The organism is Pseudomonas putida NBRC 14164, from assembly GCF_000412675.1.
Lineage (GTDB): Bacteria > Pseudomonadota > Gammaproteobacteria > Pseudomonadales > Pseudomonadaceae > Aquipseudomonas > Aquipseudomonas putida.
The window spans coordinates 269,037-287,549 of the sequence record NC_021505.1 but is presented as its reverse complement, the minus strand read 5'-3'; the positions used below and the strand labels follow the sequence as shown (position 1 = coordinate 287,549).

Annotated in this window: 14 protein-coding genes; 8 read left to right on the top strand and 6 right to left on the bottom strand. The window is 63.6% G+C overall.

From position 1 onward, the window contains the following. Window positions 1-7: 7 nt before the first annotated feature. From PP4_RS01240 to PP4_RS01220, 5 genes are read left to right on the top strand one after another with little or no spacing between them, the layout of a single operon-like run. The gene (locus PP4_RS01240; protein WP_016497534.1) at window positions 8-1,189 is read left to right on the top strand and encodes an SfnB family sulfur acquisition oxidoreductase; all 1,182 of its coding nucleotides are present in this window, start codon (window positions 8-10) and stop codon (window positions 1,187-1,189) included. Beyond that, the gene (locus PP4_RS01235) at window positions 1,189-2,580 is read left to right on the top strand and encodes an LLM class flavin-dependent oxidoreductase (protein ID WP_016497533.1); all 1,392 of its coding nucleotides are present in this window, start codon (window positions 1,189-1,191) and stop codon (window positions 2,578-2,580) included. Before PP4_RS01240 ends, PP4_RS01235 begins: the two co-directional genes overlap by 1 nt. Continuing rightward, on the top strand, window positions 2,573-3,373 hold the full coding sequence (locus PP4_RS01230; RefSeq protein ID WP_016497532.1) for a MetQ/NlpA family ABC transporter substrate-binding protein: 801 nt from the start codon (window positions 2,573-2,575) through the stop codon (window positions 3,371-3,373). Before PP4_RS01235 ends, PP4_RS01230 begins: the two co-directional genes overlap by 8 nt. 1 nt (window position 3,374) lies before the next feature. Continuing rightward, a complete protein-coding gene (locus tag PP4_RS01225) occupies window positions 3,375-4,484 on the top strand; it encodes a methionine ABC transporter ATP-binding protein (protein WP_016497531.1) in 1,110 nt (369 codons plus the stop codon). Next, the gene (locus PP4_RS01220) at window positions 4,474-5,118 is read left to right on the top strand and encodes a methionine ABC transporter permease (protein ID WP_008096606.1); all 645 of its coding nucleotides are present in this window, start codon (window positions 4,474-4,476) and stop codon (window positions 5,116-5,118) included. The genes PP4_RS01225 and PP4_RS01220 overlap by 11 nt, the downstream gene beginning before the upstream one ends. Window positions 5,119-5,145: 27 nt before the next feature. On the opposite strand, the gene dibA is transcribed toward PP4_RS01220, so the two are convergent. Continuing rightward, a complete protein-coding gene (dibA, locus tag PP4_RS01215) occupies window positions 5,146-7,041 on the bottom strand; it encodes a phosphodiesterase DibA (RefSeq protein ID WP_016497530.1) in 1,896 nt (631 codons plus the stop codon). Between dibA and PP4_RS29245 the strand changes: the two genes are divergently transcribed. The 3 genes from PP4_RS29245 to PP4_RS01200 all read left to right on the top strand — a co-directional run bounded on the left by PP4_RS29245 (window position 7,040) and on the right by PP4_RS01200 (window position 9,594). After that, the gene (locus PP4_RS29245; protein WP_016497529.1) at window positions 7,040-7,243 is read left to right on the top strand and encodes a hypothetical protein; all 204 of its coding nucleotides are present in this window, start codon (window positions 7,040-7,042) and stop codon (window positions 7,241-7,243) included. The genes dibA and PP4_RS29245 overlap by 2 nt on opposite strands. Window positions 7,244-7,281: 38 nt before the next feature. Next, window positions 7,282-8,466, top strand: coding sequence for a delta-9 fatty acid desaturase DesA (gene desA / locus PP4_RS01205; RefSeq protein WP_016497528.1), 1,185 nt, complete (start codon window positions 7,282-7,284; stop codon window positions 8,464-8,466). 99 nt (window positions 8,467-8,565) lie between these two features. After that, window positions 8,566-9,594 carry a GGDEF domain-containing protein gene (locus PP4_RS01200; protein ID WP_016497527.1) on the top strand — a complete coding sequence of 343 codons (1,029 nt, stop codon included), beginning with the start codon at window positions 8,566-8,568 and terminating at the stop codon, window positions 9,592-9,594. A gap of 142 nt (window positions 9,595-9,736) precedes the next feature. On the opposite strand, the gene PP4_RS01195 is transcribed toward PP4_RS01200, so the two are convergent. The 5 genes from PP4_RS01195 to PP4_RS01175 form a co-directional block, all read right to left on the bottom strand. Continuing rightward, window positions 9,737-10,996 carry a response regulator gene (locus tag PP4_RS01195; protein WP_016497526.1) on the bottom strand — a complete coding sequence of 420 codons (1,260 nt, stop codon included), beginning with the start codon at window positions 10,994-10,996 and terminating at the stop codon, window positions 9,737-9,739. 138 nt (window positions 10,997-11,134) lie between these two features. Next, a complete protein-coding gene (gene gabT / locus PP4_RS01190; RefSeq protein ID WP_016497525.1) occupies window positions 11,135-12,412 on the bottom strand; it encodes a 4-aminobutyrate--2-oxoglutarate transaminase in 1,278 nt (425 codons plus the stop codon). 182 nt (window positions 12,413-12,594) lie between these two features. Further along, the gene (gene gabD / locus PP4_RS01185; protein ID WP_016484375.1) at window positions 12,595-14,037 is read right to left on the bottom strand and encodes an NADP-dependent succinate-semialdehyde dehydrogenase; all 1,443 of its coding nucleotides are present in this window, start codon (window positions 14,035-14,037) and stop codon (window positions 12,595-12,597) included. A 338-nt stretch (window positions 14,038-14,375) separates the two neighbouring features. Beyond that, on the bottom strand, window positions 14,376-16,052 hold the full coding sequence (locus PP4_RS01180) for an aryl-sulfate sulfotransferase (protein WP_016497524.1): 1,677 nt from the start codon (window positions 16,050-16,052) through the stop codon (window positions 14,376-14,378). 17 nt (window positions 16,053-16,069) lie between these two features. Continuing rightward, a complete protein-coding gene (locus PP4_RS01175) occupies window positions 16,070-18,406 on the bottom strand; it encodes a TonB-dependent receptor (protein WP_016497523.1) in 2,337 nt (778 codons plus the stop codon). Between the last annotated feature and the right edge of the window lie 107 nt (window positions 18,407-18,513).

The following is an 18,513-nucleotide window of genomic DNA, read 5'->3' as shown; positions in this document are numbered from 1 at the left end:
GAACTCTATGACAATCGCTATCATCACCAGCGACGCCCAGGCCCTGGCCGTCGCCGAAGACATCGCCCAGCAACTGCGCCGCGACAGCGCCCTGCGCGATCGCGAGCGCCGCCTGCCCCACGCCGAACTCGAGCTATTCACCCGCTCCGGCTTGTGGGCCATCAGCGTGCCGAAGGCCTTTGGCGGCGCCGGCGTGTCCAACGTCACCCTGGCCAAGGTCATCGCCCGTATCGCCCAGGCCGACGGCTCGCTGGGACAGATCCCGCAAAACCATTTCTACGGCCTGGAAGTGCTGCGGGTAAACGGCAGCCCCGAACAGCAACAGCGCCTGTACGCCGAAGTACTCGCCGGCCGCCGCTTCGGCAATGCCCTGGCCGAGCTGGGCACCAAGACCGCCAATGAGCGCACCACCCGCCTGAGCCGAGACGGCGAGGGCTTTCGCATCAACGGCCGCAAGTTTTATTCCACCGGCGCCATCTACGCCCAGCGCATTCCCACCTCGGTCGTCGACGACCAAGGCGTACAGCAGCTGGCGTTCGTCCCGGCCGACAGCCAGGGCCTGCAGGTGATCGACGACTGGAGCGGCTTCGGCCAACGCACCACCGGCAGCGGTTCGGTGGTGTTCGACAACGTGTATGTCAGCGCCGCCGACGTGGTGCCGTTCCAGAGCGCTTTCGAGCGCCCCACCCCGGTTGGGCCGCTGGCGCAAATCCTCCATGCCGCCATCGACACCGGCATCGCCCGTGCCGCCTATGAAGACGCCCTGCACTTCGTGCGCACACGCAGCCGCCCGTGGGTCGACTCCGGCCTGGACAAGGCCACGGATGACCCGCTGACGCTGAAGAGCTTCGGTCACCTGGCGATCCGCCTGCATGCCGCCGAAGCCCTGCTGGAGCGCGCCGGCGAATACCTCGACCGCGCCCGTGACGACAGCACCGCCGACAACGTGGCCGCCGCCTCCATCGCCGTGGCCGAAGCGCGGGCCATCAGCACCGAGATTTCCCTCGCCGCCGGCACCGCCCTGTTCGAACTGGGCGGCAGCCAGGCAACGCTTGCCGAGCACAACCTCGACCGCCACTGGCGCAACGCCCGCGTGCACACCCTGCACGACCCGGTGCGCTGGAAGTATCACGCGATTGGCAACTACTACCTCAACGATGCCAACCCACCACGCCGGGGGACCATCTGATGGCCAGACAGATTCTGCTCAATGCCTTCAACATGAACTGCATCGGGCACATCAACCACGGCCTGTGGACCCACCCACGGGACACCTCGACCCAGTACAAGTCCCTGGAGTACTGGACCAACCTGGCGCGCCTGCTGGAGCGCGGCCTGTTCGACGGGCTGTTCATCGCCGACATCGTCGGCACCTACGACATCTACGGCCAGTCGCTGGACGTCACCCTCAAGGAGTCGATCCAGCTGCCGGTCAACGACCCACTGCTGCTGGTTTCGGCCATGGCTGCGGTCACCCGCCACCTGGGGTTCGGCCTTACCGCCAACCTCACCTACGAGGCGCCGTACCTGTTCGCCCGGCGCCTTTCCACCCTCGACCATCTGAGCAATGGCCGGGTGGGCTGGAACATCGTCACCGGCTACCTGGACAGCGCAGCCCGGGCCATGGGCCTGGCACAGCAGCCGGAGCATGACCGCCGCTATGACCAGGCCGACGAATACCTGCAAGTGCTTTACAAGCTGCTGGAAGGCAGCTGGGCCGACGACGCCGTGGTCGCAGACCGCGAGCAGCGTGTGTATGCCCAGCCCGACAAGGTGCGCAAGGTCAGCCACCACGGCGAGTTCTACAACGTCGAGGGCTATCACCTGAGCGAACCCTCACCGCAACGCACCCCGGTACTGTTCCAGGCCGGCAGCTCGCAGCGTGGCCTGGCGTTCGCCGGCAACCATGCCGAATGCGTGTTCATCAGCGGCCAGGACAAGGCCGCTACCCGCGCCCAGGTCGACAAGGTACGCGCTGCCGCCCAGGCCGCCGGGCGCGACCCGCAAGCGGTCAAAGTGTTCATGGGCATCACGGTGATCGTCGCCGCCACCGAGCAAGCGGCCCAGGCCAGGCATGCCGAGTACCTGGGCCATGCAAGCCCCGAGGCCGGCGTCGCGCACTTCGCCGCATCCACCGGCATCGACTTTGCGGCCTACGGGCTGGACGAGCCGATTGGCTTCAGCCAGGGCAATGCCATCCAGTCCGCCACGCGCCAGTTGCAGGACAACGCCTGGACCCGCCGTCGGCTGCTTGAACAGCACGCCCTGGGTGGCCGCTACGTAACCCTGGTCGGCTCACCGGAACAGGTGGCCGAACAGTTGATCGCCTGGATCGACGAAACCGGGCTGGACGGTTTCAACCTGACCCGCACCGTCACCCCGGAAAGCTTCGAGGACTTCATCGACCTGGTCATCCCGCAGTTGCAACAGCGTGGCCGCTACAAGACCGCCTACGCCGAAGGCACCCTGCGCGAGAAGTTGTTCCAGGCCGACCACCCGCACCTGCCCGCCGATCACCCGGGCTCGACCTACCGCTTTACCCCAACCCCTGCCCCGACTGGAGCCCTGCACCATGCTTGAGAAACTGTTCCGGCCCGTCGCGGCCTTTGCCCTCACCCTGGGCCTGACCGCCAGTGCCCTGGCTGCCGAACCGCTGAAGATCGGCACCACCTCGGCCTTTGCCATTCCGCTGGAAGCTGCAGTGGAGGAAGCGCACAAGCAAGGCCTGGAAGTGAAGCTGATCGAATTCAGCGACTGGATTGCGCCCAATGTCAGCCTCAACAGCGGCGACATCGACGTGAACTACTTCCAGCACATCCCGTTCCTGGAAAACGCCAAGGCTGCTGCGGGCTTCAACCTGGTGCCTTACGCCTCGGGCATCATCAACAACGTTGGCCTGTACTCGAAAAAGTACAAAAGCTTCGCCGAGCTGCCTGAGGGCGCCAGCGTCGCCATCGCCAACGACCCGATCAACAGCGGCCGTGGCCTGCAACTGCTGGCCAAGGCCGGGCTGATCACCCTGAAGCCAGGCGTTGGCTACAAGGCCACCGAAGACGACATCGTCGCCAACCCGAAAAAGCTGAGAATCCTTCAGGTCGAGGCGGTTCAGCTGGTACGCGCCTACGACGACGCCGACCTGGTGCAGGGCTACCCGGCCTACATCCGCCTGGCCAACACCTTCGATGCCACCTCGGCATTGCTGTTCGACGGCCTGGAAAACAAGGAATACGTGATCCAGTTCGTCATCCGCCCGCAAAGCAAGGACGACCCACGGCTGGCCAGGTTCGTCGATATCTACCAGCACTCGCCGGTGGTGCGTGCAGCATTGGACAAAGCCCACGGCAAGCTCTACCAAGCCGGCTGGGAAGGCTGACATGAGCCAGGCCAGCGCGCTCAGGGCGCCTACACCACAACCATTGCCGCCAACGGTCAAGGAACAGGCCCTGCGCCCGGAAGTCAATGAAGCCCATGTGCGCTTCATCGGCCTGGGCAAGACCTACCCTGGCCAGACGCAACCGGCCTTGCAAGGCATCGACCTGAACATCCGCCATGGCGAGATCTTCGGCATCATCGGCCGCAGCGGTGCCGGCAAGTCTTCCCTGCTGCGCACCATCAACCGCCTGGAGCAACCCAGCCAGGGCCGGGTACTGATCGACCAGGTGGACATCGCGCCCTTCGACGAGGACCACCTGGTCGCGCTGCGCCGGCGCATCGGCATGATCTTCCAGCACTTCAACCTGATGTCGGCCAAGACTGTGTGGCAGAACGTCGAGCTGCCGTTGAAAGTGGCCGGCGTGGCCAAGGCCGAGCGCCAACGCAAGGTGCGCGAGCTCCTGGAGCTGGTCGGCTTGCAGGAGAAACACCACGTGTACCCGGCGCAACTGTCCGGCGGGCAGAAACAGCGCGTGGGCATTGCCCGGGCGCTGGTGCACGACCCCGAGATTCTGCTGTGCGACGAGGCCACCTCGGCGCTGGACCCGGAAACCACCGCTTCGATCCTTGAGTTGCTGCGCGACATCAACCAGCGCCTGGGCCTGACCATCGTGCTGATCACCCACGAAATGGCGGTGATCCGCGATATCTGCCACCGGGTGGTCGTGCTGGAGCGCGGCGAAGTGGTCGAGCAGGGCGAAGTCTGGCGGGTGTTCGGCGCACCACGCCATGAGGTCACCCGCACCCTGCTTGCACCGTTGCAGGCCAGGTTGCCTGCCGCGCTGCAAGCCAGCTTGCGGGCGAGCCCGGTTAGCCGCGACGGCGCTTTGGTACTGAAACTGACCTTGCTCGGCGAACCCGAGCTGTCTGCCCTGTTCAACGACCTGGGCGGCCGCGTGCGCCTTCTGCAGGGCGGCGTGGAAACCATTGGCGAGCATGCCTTGGGGCAACTGATCCTGTCGGTGCAACACTCGCCGCACGATACCCATCAACTGCTGGAACGTGCCCGCCGCTGGGCCGAGGACGTGGAGGTACTGGGCCATGTGGTTTGATCGCCTGCTGGAAGGCTTGCTCGATACCTTGCTGATGGTCGGCGTGTCGTCGCTGATCGCCCTGCTGGTGGGGGTGCCGATGGCGGTGCTGCTGGTCACCAGCGACAAGGGCGGAATCTTCGAGGCACCGCTGCTGAACCGGGTGCTGGGCGCCTTCGTCAACCTGTTCCGTTCGATCCCGTTCCTGATCCTGATGGTCGCGCTGATCCCCTTCACCCGCCTGGTGGTAGGCACCACCTACGGCGTGTGGGCGGCGGTGGTGCCGCTGACCATTGCCGCCACGCCGTTTTTTGCGCGGATTGCCGAGGTCAGCCTGCGCGAAGTCGACCATGGTTTGGTGGAAGCCGCACAGGCCATGGGCTGCCGGCGCTGGCACATCGTCTGGCACGTGCTGTTGCCCGAGGCGCTGCCGGGCATCGTCGGGGGTTTCACCATTACCCTGGTGACCCTGATCAACTCCTCGGCCATGGCCGGGGCAATCGGTGCCGGCGGCTTGGGGGATATCGCCTACCGGTATGGCTACCAGCGCTTTGACAGCCAGATCATGCTGACCGTGATTGCCATGCTGGTGGCGTTGGTGGCGTTGATCCAGCTGGGTGGGGACCGCCTGGCGAAGGGCCTGAACAAGCGATAGACGGGGCCGCAAAGCGGCCCCAGGGTCTCAATCCCAGCGAAGATCTTCAGCCGGCACCGGCCGCCCGAACCAGTACCCCTGCCCCAGCTGACACTGCTCCAGCAGCAGGAAGCTGGCCTGCTCCGCCTGCTCGATGCCCTCGGCATGCACCTGCATGCCCATGCTGCGTGCCAGGGCAATGATTACCCGCACGATCGCGATGTCATCCTCATCCAGAGGCAACCCGGCCACGAAGCCCTGATCGATCTTCAGCTTCTGCACCGGCAAACGCTTGAGCCGCAGCAACGACGAACACCCGGTGCCAAAGTCGTCGATGGCCAGGGTCACCCCCAGCTCGCGTAGACGATGCAGTTGCTCCAGCGCCACTTCCGGGTCTTCCATCACCGCGCTTTCGGTCACTTCCAATTCCAGCAGGGCCGGAGCCAGGCCAGTCTCGTGCAGCACCTCGGCCACCTGCCGGTACAGTTCATGCTGGCCAAACAGGCGGCTGGAAATGTTCACTGCCACAAACGCCAGCTGCCGGCCTTCGGCCTGCCACTGCACCATTTGCCGACAGGCCTGGCGCAGCACCCAGGTGTCAATTTCGGCAATCAGCCCGGTGCGCTCGGCAATCGGGATGAACTCCCCCGGCGGCACCAGGCCCCGCTGGGGGTGCTGCCAGCGTACCAGTGTCTCGACCCCTACCTGTCGGCCTGTCGCCAGGTCATGTACCGGCTGGAAGTAGGCCCGCAGCTCATTCTGCTCCAGTGCCCGGCGCAGCTCACCGGCGGTCTCGACCCGGTGCTGGGCGTGAGCGGTCAGCTCTTCGGTGTACAGCGCATAGCAGGCACGCCCGTTGCTTTTGGCCTTGTACAACGCCGCATCGGCATTACGCAGCAACTGCTCGGCGCTCAAGGCGTCGCTGGGGAACAGGCTGATACCGACGCTGGCACTGATGAACAGGCGATTATCCTCGAACACGAACGGCTCGCGCATGCGTTCGATAATGCACTGCGCCAGCTTGCCCGCCTGGCCGACCTGCTGGCAGTTCTCGGCCAGCACACCGAACTCGTCGCCACCCAGGCGTGCCAGGGTTACGCCATTGCCCAGCACCTCGCCCAGGCGCTCGCCCACCAGCTTCAGCAACTGGTCACCGATGGTGTGGCCCAGGCCGTCGTTGATACTCTGGAAATGGTCCAGGTCCAACAGCAGCAGGGCACAACCGCGCTTGTTGGCCTGGGCGGCCGCCAGGGCCTGCTCGACCCGGTCGGTGAACAGCAGGCGGTTGGGCAGGCCGGTCAGCGGATCGTGGTGCGCCAGGTAGGCCAGCTCCTGTTCCGAATGCTTGATCGCACTGATGTCACTGAACACCGCTACGTAATGGCTCAGCTCACCGTCGTCATCGCGGATGGCGCAGATGGTCTGCCATTGCGGGTAGATTTCGCCGCTTTTGCGCCGGTTCCAGATTTCGCCGCTCCATTCGCCCTGCTCGGCCAGGGTGGCAAAGATCTGCTGGTAGAACGCCTGGCCGTGGCGGCCCGATTTGAACTTGCTCGGGCGATGGCCGATCACCTCGTCCTGCTGGTAGCCGGTGATGCGCATGAAGGCACGGTTTACGTGCACGATCAGGCCTTGGCGGTCGGTAACCAGTACGCCTTCGAGGGTACTGTCGAACACCGCAGCGGCCATTCGCAGCCGCTCGCGGTCCTCGCAGCGCAAGCGCGCACCGACACCGATGAAGTTCAGCAGCCGCACGCGCGACACATAGATCAGCACGGCACTGAACAACACCCACAGCACCACGTTGATCTGCCGCCCCACGGTCAGTGCCAGGGGGTCGTCAGTCATGCCGTGCAGCATCACCTCGGCGAGCGCCAGCCAGAGGATCGAGAGCACCACATACAGCGCAGCCATGCGCAAGGCGTCGCGAACGGAAACAGACATGTCGGGTGGGATTGCCCATCAGAAAAGAATGGCGATTATAAAGGTTCTGCTGCTCTGTGGGAGCGGGCATGCCCGCGAAGACGGCAACTCGGCGCATGGCACCGGCGTTGCCGGTGTTCGCGGGCACGCCCGCTCCCACATGGATGGCCTGAAATATCGCGTCGTCAGCTTTGACTGGTTTTATTTCCCTGCCAAGGGATAATCACCCCCTCCTCCTGCATTCCGAGGGTTTTTACACCTATGTGGTACTACGGCCTGCTCGACTTGTCGGCCTGGCAACTGGTCGGCATCACCTTGTTGATGACCCACGTGACCATCGTCAGCGTCACGGTCTACCTGCATCGCTACTCCGCGCACCGGGCCCTGGAGCTCAATGGCGCGCTCAAGCACTTCTTCCGCTTCTGGCTGTGGCTGACCACGGCGCAGAACACCCGCGAATGGACCGCCATCCACCGCAAGCACCACGCCAAGTGCGAAACCCCCGACGACCCGCACAGCCCGGTGCACAAGGGCCTGGGAACGGTGCTGCGCAAGGGCGCCGAACTCTACCGCGAAGAGGCACGCAACCCCGAAACCCTGCGCATCTACGGCAAGAACTGCCCGGATGACTGGATCGAGCGCAACCTCTACTCGCGCTACAAGCTGGGTGGCATCGCCTTGATGGCCGTGATCGACCTGCTGCTGTTTGGTACCATCGGCATCACCATCTGGGCGGTGCAGATGATGTGGATCCCGTTCTGGGCTGCCGGCGTGGTCAATGGCCTGGGCCACGCGCTCGGCTATCGCAACTTCGAATGCCGCGACGCTGCCACCAACCTGGTGCCGTGGGGCATCGTCATCGGCGGCGAAGAGCTGCACAACAACCACCACACCTACCCCAACTCGGCCAAGCTTTCAGTCAAGCGCTGGGAGTTCGACATGGGCTGGGCCTGGATACGCCTGTTCTGCCTGTTGCGCCTGGCCAAGGTGCAGCGCGTGGCGCCGATTGCCCACCGTGTGGCGGGCAAGGCCAGCCTGGACATGGACACTGCCATGGCCATCCTCAACAACCGCTTCCAGATCATGGCCCAGTACCGCAAGCTGGTGATCGGCCCGCTGGTGAAACAGGAACTGGCCCGCGTCGATGCGTCGGTGCGTCACCACTTCCGCCGTGCCAAACGCCTGCTCTCGCGCGAAACCAGCTTGCTGGAAGACCGCCACCATGTGCGTATCGAGTCAATGCTTGCCCATAGCCAGGCGCTGAAGACCATTTACGAAAAGCGCCTGGCCCTGCAGCAGATCTGGGCGCGCACCAGCGCCAACGGCCACGACATGCTGTCTGCCATGAAGGACTGGATACACGAGGCCGAAACCAGCGGCATCCACGCCCTGCGCGACTTCGCGGCGCAGCTCAAGACCTACTCCCTGCGCCCCACCGGCGCCTGACCGCCGTTGATCGGCACGCCCCATTGCGGTGCGTGCCGTTCGGAACTTAGCCACCTCGACGCCACTCAAATCTGGCACATCGCCCGCGTGGCGGGCCGGATGCTGGCCGCACGCTTTTACGTCGAGACCCGCTTCGTGCACATGGCCAAGAACATTCCAACAATATTGCCCGGCACCTCACCTCCCGAAGCCGCCCAGACTTTACTGGCGCTACTCCACGCCCAAGGCGAGGTTGCCCGCCTGAGTGAGCGCGACCAGCTGTTCAGCTCATTGCTCGACAGCGTCAATGCGGTGCTCTGGGCCTTCGATTGGGAAACCCGCCAGGTGCTGTACGTCAGCCCCGCCTACGAGCGCATCTTCGGCCGCCCGGTGAGCCTGGTGCTGGCCGACTACAACGAATGGCGCGACAGCATCTACCCCGACGACCTGGAGTTCGCCGAGCGCAGCCTGGCCCAGGTGCTGATCAAGGGCGCGGTGGAAGACCGCGAATACCGTATTCTCAATGCCGACGGCCAAGTGCGCTGGCTGAGCGACAAGTGCTACATCAACCAGCAGCGCGAGGACGACCGGGTGATCATCGTCGGCATTGCCGAAGACATCACCGAGAAAAAGCAGCTTGAAAGCGAGTTGCAACGCCTGGCCACCACCGACGTGCTGACCCAGAGCAGCAACCGCCGGCACTTCTTCGAATGCGCCCAGCAGGCCTTCGACACTGCCCGCGAAGACGGTACGCCGCTGGCCTTCCTGTTGCTGGATATCGATGATTTCAAGGTCATCAACGACAGCTATGGCCACCAGGAAGGTGACCAGGTGCTGCAACGCATCGCCGACAGCGGCAAGGCCGTGCTACGCCGTGGCGACCTGTTCGGGCGCATTGGCGGTGAGGAGTTTGCCGCGATATTCCCGGGTTGCGATGCGCAGATGGCGGAACAGGTTGCCGATCGCCTGCAGCGGGAAATCCAGCGCTTAAGCTTCAACCACGGCGAACAGACATACGGGGTGACAGTGAGCCAAGGGCTGACCGGGCTGACCGAGGAAGATGTGGCACTGGACAGCCTGTATGCCCGGGCCGATGCGGCGATGTACCAGGCCAAGCGGCAGGGCAAGAACCAGATCGTCCGCGGCTGACCCCTCCCCCGCAGATAAGGGTATGGCTGGGGCTGCTTTGCAGCCCTTCGCGGGCTTGCCCGCTCCCACAGGTCCGGCTGGAATACGCTGCGCCTGTGGGAGCGGGCAAGCCCGCGAAGGGCCGCAGAGCGGCCCCAACATCTCAGCTGGGCACTTCAGCCTCCGCCGCAGGCGGCTCTTCCCGGGGCTTCACCTCAGGGTTATCCACCTTGCGCAGCCGTTTCAGCTCCGGCAGGCCCAGCTTCAGCAAGCGCGCGGTCTTGCCACTGGCCACTTTCTCCAGCCCCTGCTCGGCCGGCAGCCGCGATAGCTGCCCGGCCAGGTTCATCGCCAGGATCTCCCGCGAATACACGCCACCGCCCAGCTGGTAGATCGCCGCGATCAACTCGCGCAATGCCAGCGGCAAGCGCCAGCGCGTGCGTAGCGCCGAACCGAACGCCGCACCAAACTCATCCAGCGATTGCTGCACGTTGCGTTCGTCCAGCTCGCCCCCGGCCAACCGCCACTCTTGCAGGCAGCGCAACACCGCCAGGTCGCCCAGGCAATGCAGCAACCCCGCGCAATAGCAGCGCCCTTCGTCCAGCTCGAGCATGCGCGCCAAGGTACGGCCATATTCGGCCGTATGCAGGGAAAGGTCCCAGTAGCCGGCTGCGTGCTGCGCCAGCAACGGGTCGCTGAGCCGTGCACTGCGCTTGAGGGTCATGCCCAGAATCAGGTTCATGCTCTGGGTACTGCCAAGCTTGTTCAGGGCCTGCAGCAACGTTTGCACCGGTGCTTCACGGTGCAGCGCGGCGCTGTTGGCAGCCGCGATCAACACGGCGGTAACCTGAGGGTCGCTACGCACTTCCTCTTCGAGCACCTTCAGGTTCAGGCCCTGAGGGTTGAGCGCCCGCTTTATCGCCACCTGCACATCGGCCAACAGCGGCCCGCCATCGGCGGTAGCACGGCGCTGCTCCAGGTATGCGGGTAGGCTGGCACCTGCCTGCAAGGCCGGCACCGGGCAGGCGATTTCTTCGCCAACGGCCACCAACAACTCTTCCAGGCGCTTGCGCAGGTTGTCCAGGTTCAGTGGTTTGCTCAGGTAGGCGGTGGGGTGCAGGGGCAACACCTCGTGCACACTGGCGCTGTCGCTGCGGTTGCTCATGAGGATGAACGGCAACCCCGGCCCTTTGGCGCGCACCTTGCGCAACAGGTCCAGGCCATCGACACCGGCCAGCTCGCGGGCGGCGATAATCAGGTCTGGCTTGCTGGACAGTGCGCTGAGTGCCTGCGCACCATCGGCGCATACCTGCAGGCGGGCATCGCAGCGCACGCTGAGCAGCATCTCGCTGAGCATGTCACGCACCCAAGGGTCGCCTTCGACAATCAGTACGCTGGGTGGGGTGGGGTCTACAGCGCTCATCGCCAACTACTCCTGAATAGCCTGACACACATTCCGTCGCAGCTTCCAAAGCAAATCCTCCGCTAACCATAGCGCCCCATGGCTTTTCTGGGCACAAAAAAAACCCGCCGAAGCGGGTTTTTTCAGAAGCACATCACATCAAGCGAGTTCAGCGAAGCACTCTTCGATGATGGCCAGGCCTTTGTCCAGCAGTGCGTCTTCGGCAGTCAGCGGTACCAGGATACGCAGAACGTTGCCGTAGGTGCCGCAGGACAGCAGGATCAGACCCTTGTCGCGTGCCTTGGCGACAACCTGGCCAACAGCAGCAGCGTTCGGGGTGTGAGTGCCTTTCTCGAAGACTTCAACAGCAATCATCGAGCCCAGACCACGGACGTCGCCGATGATCGGGTACTTCTTCTGGATTTCGCGCAGGCCAGTGGTCAGGCGCTCACCTACAGCCTTGCTGCGGTCCAGCAGTTTTTCTTCCTCGAACACTTCGATCACAGCCAGGGCCGCAGCGCACGCGATCGGCGAACCGGCGTAGGTGCCGCCCAGGCCGCCCGGCGCGATGGCGTCCATGTACTCGGCCTTGCCGCACACACCGGCCAGCGGGAAGCCGCCAGCGATGGATTTGGCGAAGGTGGTCAGGTCAGGCGCAACGCCCATCTGTTCCATGGCGAAGAAGGTACCGGTACGGCCAGCGCCAGTCTGTACTTCGTCGGCGATCAGCAGGATGCCGTGCTGGTCGCACAGGGCGCGCAGGCGCTTCATCAGCTCTTTCGGCGCTGGCAGGAAGCCGCCTTCGCCTTGTACTGGCTCGAGGATGATCGCAGCGATGTCTTTAGGCTCGGCGTCGTTCTTGAAGATACGCTCGACCGAAGCGATTGCTTCGTCAACGCTCACACCGTGCAGCTCGTTCGGGAACAGCGCACGGAACACGCCGCCTGGCATCAGGCCCATGCCAGCGGAGTACGGAACGACCTTGCCGGTCAGGCCCAGGGTCATCATGGTACGGCCGTGGTAAGCGCCGGTGAAGGCGATGACGCCAGCACGGCCAGTGGCGGCACGGGCGATCTTGACGGCGTTTTCAACGGCTTCGGAGCCGGTGGTGACCAGCAGGGTCTTCTTGTCGAAGTCACCTGGTACCAGCTTGTTGATCTTTTCGCACAGCTCTACGTAGGGTTCGTAGGCCAGCACCTGGAAGCAGGTGTGGCTGACTTTGGTCAGCTGCTCTTGCACGGCTGCAACCACTTTCGGGTGCAGGTGGCCGGTGTTCAGTACTGCGATGCCGCCGGCGAAGTCGATCAGTTCGCGGCCTTCAACGTCGATCACGGTCGAGTTCTTCGCGGTGTCGACGAAGATCGGGTGGATCTGGCCAACGCCACGTGGGACGGCAGCTACACGACGTTGCATCAAGGATTCGTTGGTCTTGCTCATAATGCCCTCATTGCGCCGACAGGAATGGCGCTTTTATTCGGGGGTGGCTGGGAGTGCTCGCGCACAGTATTCGTTGATCGACTGCCGTAAACGCCCTGGCCACCAGGTACTGCGATGTAAAAAAGGCCAGCGAGACGTCGCTCTCGCGCCCCGCTGGCAGAGGTAAAGCCTTTACCGTGCTATCAGACGCTGATGCACAGGTATTTGATTTCGAGGTAGTCCTCGATACCGTATTTGGAACCTTCGCGGCCCAGGCCCGAAGCCTTGATGCCACCGAACGGTGCCACTTCGTTGGAAATCAGGCCGGTGTTGATACCCACCATGCCGTATTCCAGGGCTTCGGCAACACGGAACACACGGCTCATGTCGCGGGCGTAGAAGTACGAAGCCAGGCCGAACTCGGTGTCGTTGGACATGGCGATGACTTCGGCTTCGTCTTTGAAGCGGAACAGCGGCGCCAGTGGGCCGAAGGTTTCTTCCTTGGCGACAGCAGCAGTCTTCGGTACGTCAACCAGGATGGTCGGCTCGAAGAAGTTGCCTTCGATCAGCTTGCCACCGGACAGCACCTTGGCGCCTTTGGAGACGGCGTCTTCGATGTGTTCCTGAACCTTGGCGACAGCTTTACCGTCGATCAGCGGGCCAGTGGTGGTGCCGTCTTCCAGGCCGTTACCGATCTTCAGCTTGGCAACTGCAGCGGCCAGCTTCTGGGCGAACGCGTCGTAGACACCGTCCTGCACGTAGATACGGTTGGCACAGACGCAGGTCTGGCCATTGTTACGGTACTTGGAGATGATCGCGCCCTCGACCGCCTTGTCCAGGTCGGCGTCGTCGAACACGATGAACGGGGCGTTGCCACCCAGCTCCAGGGAAACCTTCTTGATGTCCTTGGCGCATTCCTGCATCAGCTGGCGACCGATTTCAGTCGAACCGGTGAAGGACAGCTTGCGTACCAGGGAGTTGCCGGTCAGTTCGCCGCCAACTTCGCCAGCGCTGCCGGTAACGACGCTCAGCACGCCAGCCGGGATACCGGCACGGTGTGCCAGCTCGACCAGGGCCAGGGCGGAGTAAGGGGTTTGCGATGCAGGCTTGAGCACCATGGTGCAGCCAGCGGCCAGGGCCGGGCCGGCTTTACGGGTGATCATGGCAGCCGGGAAGTTCCACGGGGTAATGGCCGCGGTAACGCCGATTGGCTGCTTGATGACGATCAGGCGCTTGTCTGGCTGGTGGCCCGGGATGGTGTCACCGTAGACACGCTTGGCTTCTTCGGCGAACCACTCGATGAACGAGGCGGCGTAGGCGATTTCGCCCTTGGCTTCGGCCAGTGGCTTGCCTTGTTCGGTGGTCATCAGGCGAGCCAGGTCGTCCTGGTTCTCGATCATCAGTTCGAACCAGCGACGCAGCTTGGCCGAACGCTCTTTGGCGGTCAGTGCACGCCAGGCCGGCAGGGCCTTGTCGGCGGCTTCGATGGCGCGGCGAGTTTCCGCGGTGCCCATCTTCGGCACGGTACCGATGACTTCACCGGTGGCCGGGTTGGTCACCTTGATGGTCTGGCCGTTGTCCGCATCCAGCCACTCACCATTGATATAGGCTTGCTGGCGGAACAACTGAGCGTCTTTGAGCTGCATGTCGGCTTCCCGAATTGTTGATTGTTGAAAAGCGCCCAAGGCAGGGCATCGAGCGTTTGAAATCTCAAACGAATGCTAAGCGGCTGCTGGGGTGTTGGACAATAGGCTGTTCGAAAAAAAGAACGAATGGTTGAACAGCCGGGCGGAAAATTCATCTTTTGGGTAGTGGCAACCGGCCTCTTCGCGGGCACGCCCGCTGCCACAGGTACTGCACCGAATTCGAGACCGATGGGGTACCTGTGGGAGCGGGCGCGCCCGCGAAAGGGCCAGTACAGGTTAGACGAATGAACTGAAAGAAATGTGAAGGGAGGACCGACGGCCCTCCCAAAGGGGATGGATCAGAATGCCTTGGCCAGGTCGATCACCAGTGCCCGGTAGCCGACACTGCCCGGCTGCCGACTGTGCACCTTCAGCTCCACCAGCACCTCCTGGGTCCCGCGTCGCACCTCGTTGAGCACGGTGGTGGTCAGTTTCTCGGGGGTGAGGAAGTTCACCGAAGCCGAGTAAATGAACTGGGTGTCGGTCTCTGGCCGGTAGGCCACCACCGAGGTCACCGGGCTGTACCACTCGTCGCCGCGCTCCTTGCCATACTCCCATACCTGCTCGACCGTGCCCTTGGCTTCGTCGATGCGGTACTCCACCGCCCGGCTGTAGTTGCCGGCAAGCTTGGTCGGCGCAAAGTCGCGCCCCCAGCCGTTGTCGAACACGGTCAGCGTGCCTTTGCCAGTCAGCCAGGCGGTGTGCTGGGTCCACGACCAGTCGAAGTTTTCGCTCGCAACCGGCGTCAGCACTTTGTCGCGCAGGCGCTCAGGCCAGCCTTGGGGCGAGGCAAGAATCCACTTCACCTGCTTGTCACGACCAATCTTCACCACGCCCTGATGCCGTGCTGAAACGATGATGCTGTCGTCATCTGCGTCGTAATCGATGGCATTGACGTGTGCCCAGTTGCGCCCGGTACCCACCCCTGGGGTGTCACCAAAGGGCAGGTTACCCTCGGCCAGCTCGTTAGCCAGGCGGTCGTCCTGCTTCTGCACCCCTTCGGGCAACTGGATCGCTGCCTTGCCGAGGGTTTCCAGCAAATCGCCGCGGTACGGGTCGAGGATCTGGTTGAGGTCCCAGAAGTCCAGTACATCCCCGGCTTCGCTGACCTCGATGATGTGGTCGCGAATCGAACGCACACGCTTGCCGTCGGGGCGGCGGTAGTCGCTGGTGCCCACCCGCAGCAGGTAGGTGCCGTTGGCGGTTTCGCGGATTTCGTGGGAAAAGTCGGCGAATTTGTCGGGCAGGCTGCGCTGCCAGATGCGCCGGCCCAGCAGGTCGTACTTGGAGTAGGTCTGGCCCTGGCCCCAGATCAGCTTGCCGTCGCGGGTCTGCTGGAAGCCCATGGTGCCGCCCAGGCCGTCGCGGCGGTTGGAGTCGTGGATCTGCTCGATGTCCAGGTACCAGCGCACATCGCCATTGCTGTCGGCAATCCAGTTGTTGCCCACCTGGTCCCATTCCGCTGCGCCACCCAGGGCATTCCACTTGAAGGCGCGCCCCCCCGGGATGTCACCTTGCAGGTGGTTGAACAGGTACAGGCGCTTTTCAAAGCCTGGCGCCACCTTGACCGGCTGCACTTCTGGCAACGCGGCGGTCTGCCTGGCCACCACCGGCAGGCGCACGGCCGGGGCGTAGATCTGGTACTGCTCGCGAATGCGCTCGCCGTCGAGCTTGTAGGTCACCTCGACCTGGTTGACGTAGTCCGGGTACAGCCCGAATACCGGGATGCCGCCGTAGGTCCACAACGAACGGTCAGACACGTCATAGACAATGTCCACACCGCGCTCGCCACGCCCCTGCACACGCACATGCGCATCACTCAGGCTGCGCCCACCGTCGCGGATGATCGCGGTCAGCGGCGCAAGGCGGTACGGGTTGACCACTACGTCCCCGAGCAGCGCTTGGTCGCGCTCCGGGACTTTCGCAGTAAGGCAGGCGCCTTCAGGCAGTGCAGGGGTTTCGGTCTTGGCATTCATGGCAAAGCTCCTTGTGCTCAGAAGTCGTAACGGGCGGTGGCGCCGAAGGTGCGCGGGGTGCCGAGCACGCCGGCATAGCCACCGTTGGCGGAGTTCCACAGGCTGGTGAAGTAGGTTTTGTCGCCGGCGTTTTTCACCCACAGCGACAGGTCGACCACGCCATCGCCCTGGTCCAGGCGCACACCGGCGGAAAGGTTGACCAGCGCATAGCTGGGGATCTGGCCGAAATCGGAATCGTCGATGGTGCCCACGGCCTTCGAGCGGAAGGCGTAGCTGGCAGTGACGTAGGGCTCGACGTGCTGGGTGGCCTGCCACTTGTACTGGGTGTTGAGGTTGGCAATGTACTTGGAGGCGCCGACCACCTGGTGGCCGGACAGGTCGCAGGTGGCGGTGGCATTGGCCAGGCTCACCTCAGGCGGGCATGGGGCATCCTTGTACTCGGTGTAACGCACGTCGTTCCAAGAGCCGTTGAAGTTGACCGTGAGGCCACGGATCGGCAGCGCCGTGGCTTCGAACTCCAGGCCACGCGAGCGCACGCTGCCGGCGTTGGCCAGGTACTGCACGCGGTTGATCTGGTCGTAGACGTTGGCCTGGTAGCCGTGTACTTCGGCCCAGAACAGGTTGCTGTTGAGTTGCAGGCGGCCGTCGAACAGCGTGCTTTTCAGGCCCAGTTCGGCGTTGTTGACCCGCTCGGTTCCCACCAGCAGCGAATCGGTGCCCAGCCGTGGTGCAGCGCCGACGGTAAGGTTGACGCCACCCGACTTTTCGCCGTGGGTCAGGGTGGCGTAGCCCAGCAGTTGTTCGTTGAAGCGGTAGCTCAGCCCCAACAGGCCGGAAGGGCTGAAGCTGTACTGGTTGAGGTCGCCCGAATCGTAGGCTCCTATCCGGGCCTGGCGCGCGGTGGCAGCGGCCCCGGTTACTGCAGCACCACCTTCAGGCGCATCGCGGGTCACCCACGCGCTCTTCTCTTCATAGGTACCGCGGATGCCAGCGGTGAAGTCCAGGCGGTCGGTGACATGCCAGGTGCCCTGGGCGAACAGCGCATAGCTGTCGGTATCGATGTGCCCGTCGCCGATGGTGTTGACGTTGTTCAGCGCACCGGCCGGGGTGAGGTTCCAGACATCCGCCTGCGGCCCGTAGTAAGTGAAGGATTTGTTGTCCAGGTCCTGCTTGAAGTAATAGGCACCCAGCACGTAGTCGAAGGCGCCACCGGTAGGCGAAGCCAGGCGGATTTCCTGCGAGTACTGCTTGTCGCGTACCGATACCCCGGCGCTGTAGAACACCGGCACGTCCAGGCCATCGTCGTTGCGCGGGGTAAAGTCCCACCAGCGGTAGGCAGTGATCGAGGTCAGGGTGAAGTCGTTGGGCAAATTCCAGTTGGCTTCCACCGAGGTGCCGCCCTGGAACACCGTCACCTGCTGGTCGGCGTCGAAATTGACCTTGCGGTCCTTGCCCGACACCAGCGTCGCGCCCGCCTGAGCGGCCAGGCTTTCGTAGCGGTTGACGCCATTGATGGTGGGGCCGGTGCTGTACAGGCTGAGGATGCCGTTATTGGAGTCTTCTTCGTTGTATTCGCCAATCCAGCGCAGGTTGAAGGTGTCGCTGGGCTTGAACAGCAGCTGGGTGCGAAAACCCTGGCGCTTGCCGCCGTTGAGGTCGTCACCGTTGTGGATGTTCTTCACATAGCCGTCGTCTTCGGTGCGGTAAGCACTAATGCGTCCGGCCAAGGTCTCGCTGATCGGCCCCGAAAAGCTGCCCTGGGTTTGCAGATAGCCGTCTTCGCCAATCGACTGCTGGATGCTGCCTTCGCGGTGGAAGGTGGGCTTGCGCGTGTTGATGTTGAGCACGCCGGCCGTGGTGTTCTTGCCGAACAGCGTGCCCTGCGGGCCGCGCAACACTTCCAGCTGCTCCACATCCAGCAGGTCGAAAACCGCCATGCCCGGGCGGCCGAGGTAGACGTTGTCCAGGTAGATGCCGACGCTGCCTTCCAGGCCATCGCTGGCCGGGTTGTTGCCCAGGCCACGGATCGAGATGCTCGACTGGCGTGCATGCACGTAGGCGACGTTGGTGCTGGGCACCAGCTGTTGCAAATCCTGCACGCGGTAGATGCGCTGGGTTTCCAGGGTTTCGCTGTCGAGCACGCTGATGGGCGTGGGCACGCTTTGCGCGGTTTCTTCGCGGCGGCGGGCATTGACGGTGACGGTGCCGAGCTTGGCTTCCTGCTCTACCGCCGGGGTGGCGCTGACCGGCTCTTCGGCGAAGCTGCCAGATGACACCGCCAGCAACACGCCGGCGGCCAAGGGTTGCAAGGTGAAACGCGACGCGCGCGCAGGCCAACTGGAAAGTCCGGACATGCAAATGCTCCTTGAGGCGTGGGCCCTGGCGAGCATTTCCGTTGGCGGAACCGAATCGCGATCAGTCGGGCTTATATTCTTTTAAGTAATATAAATATTTGCAATTC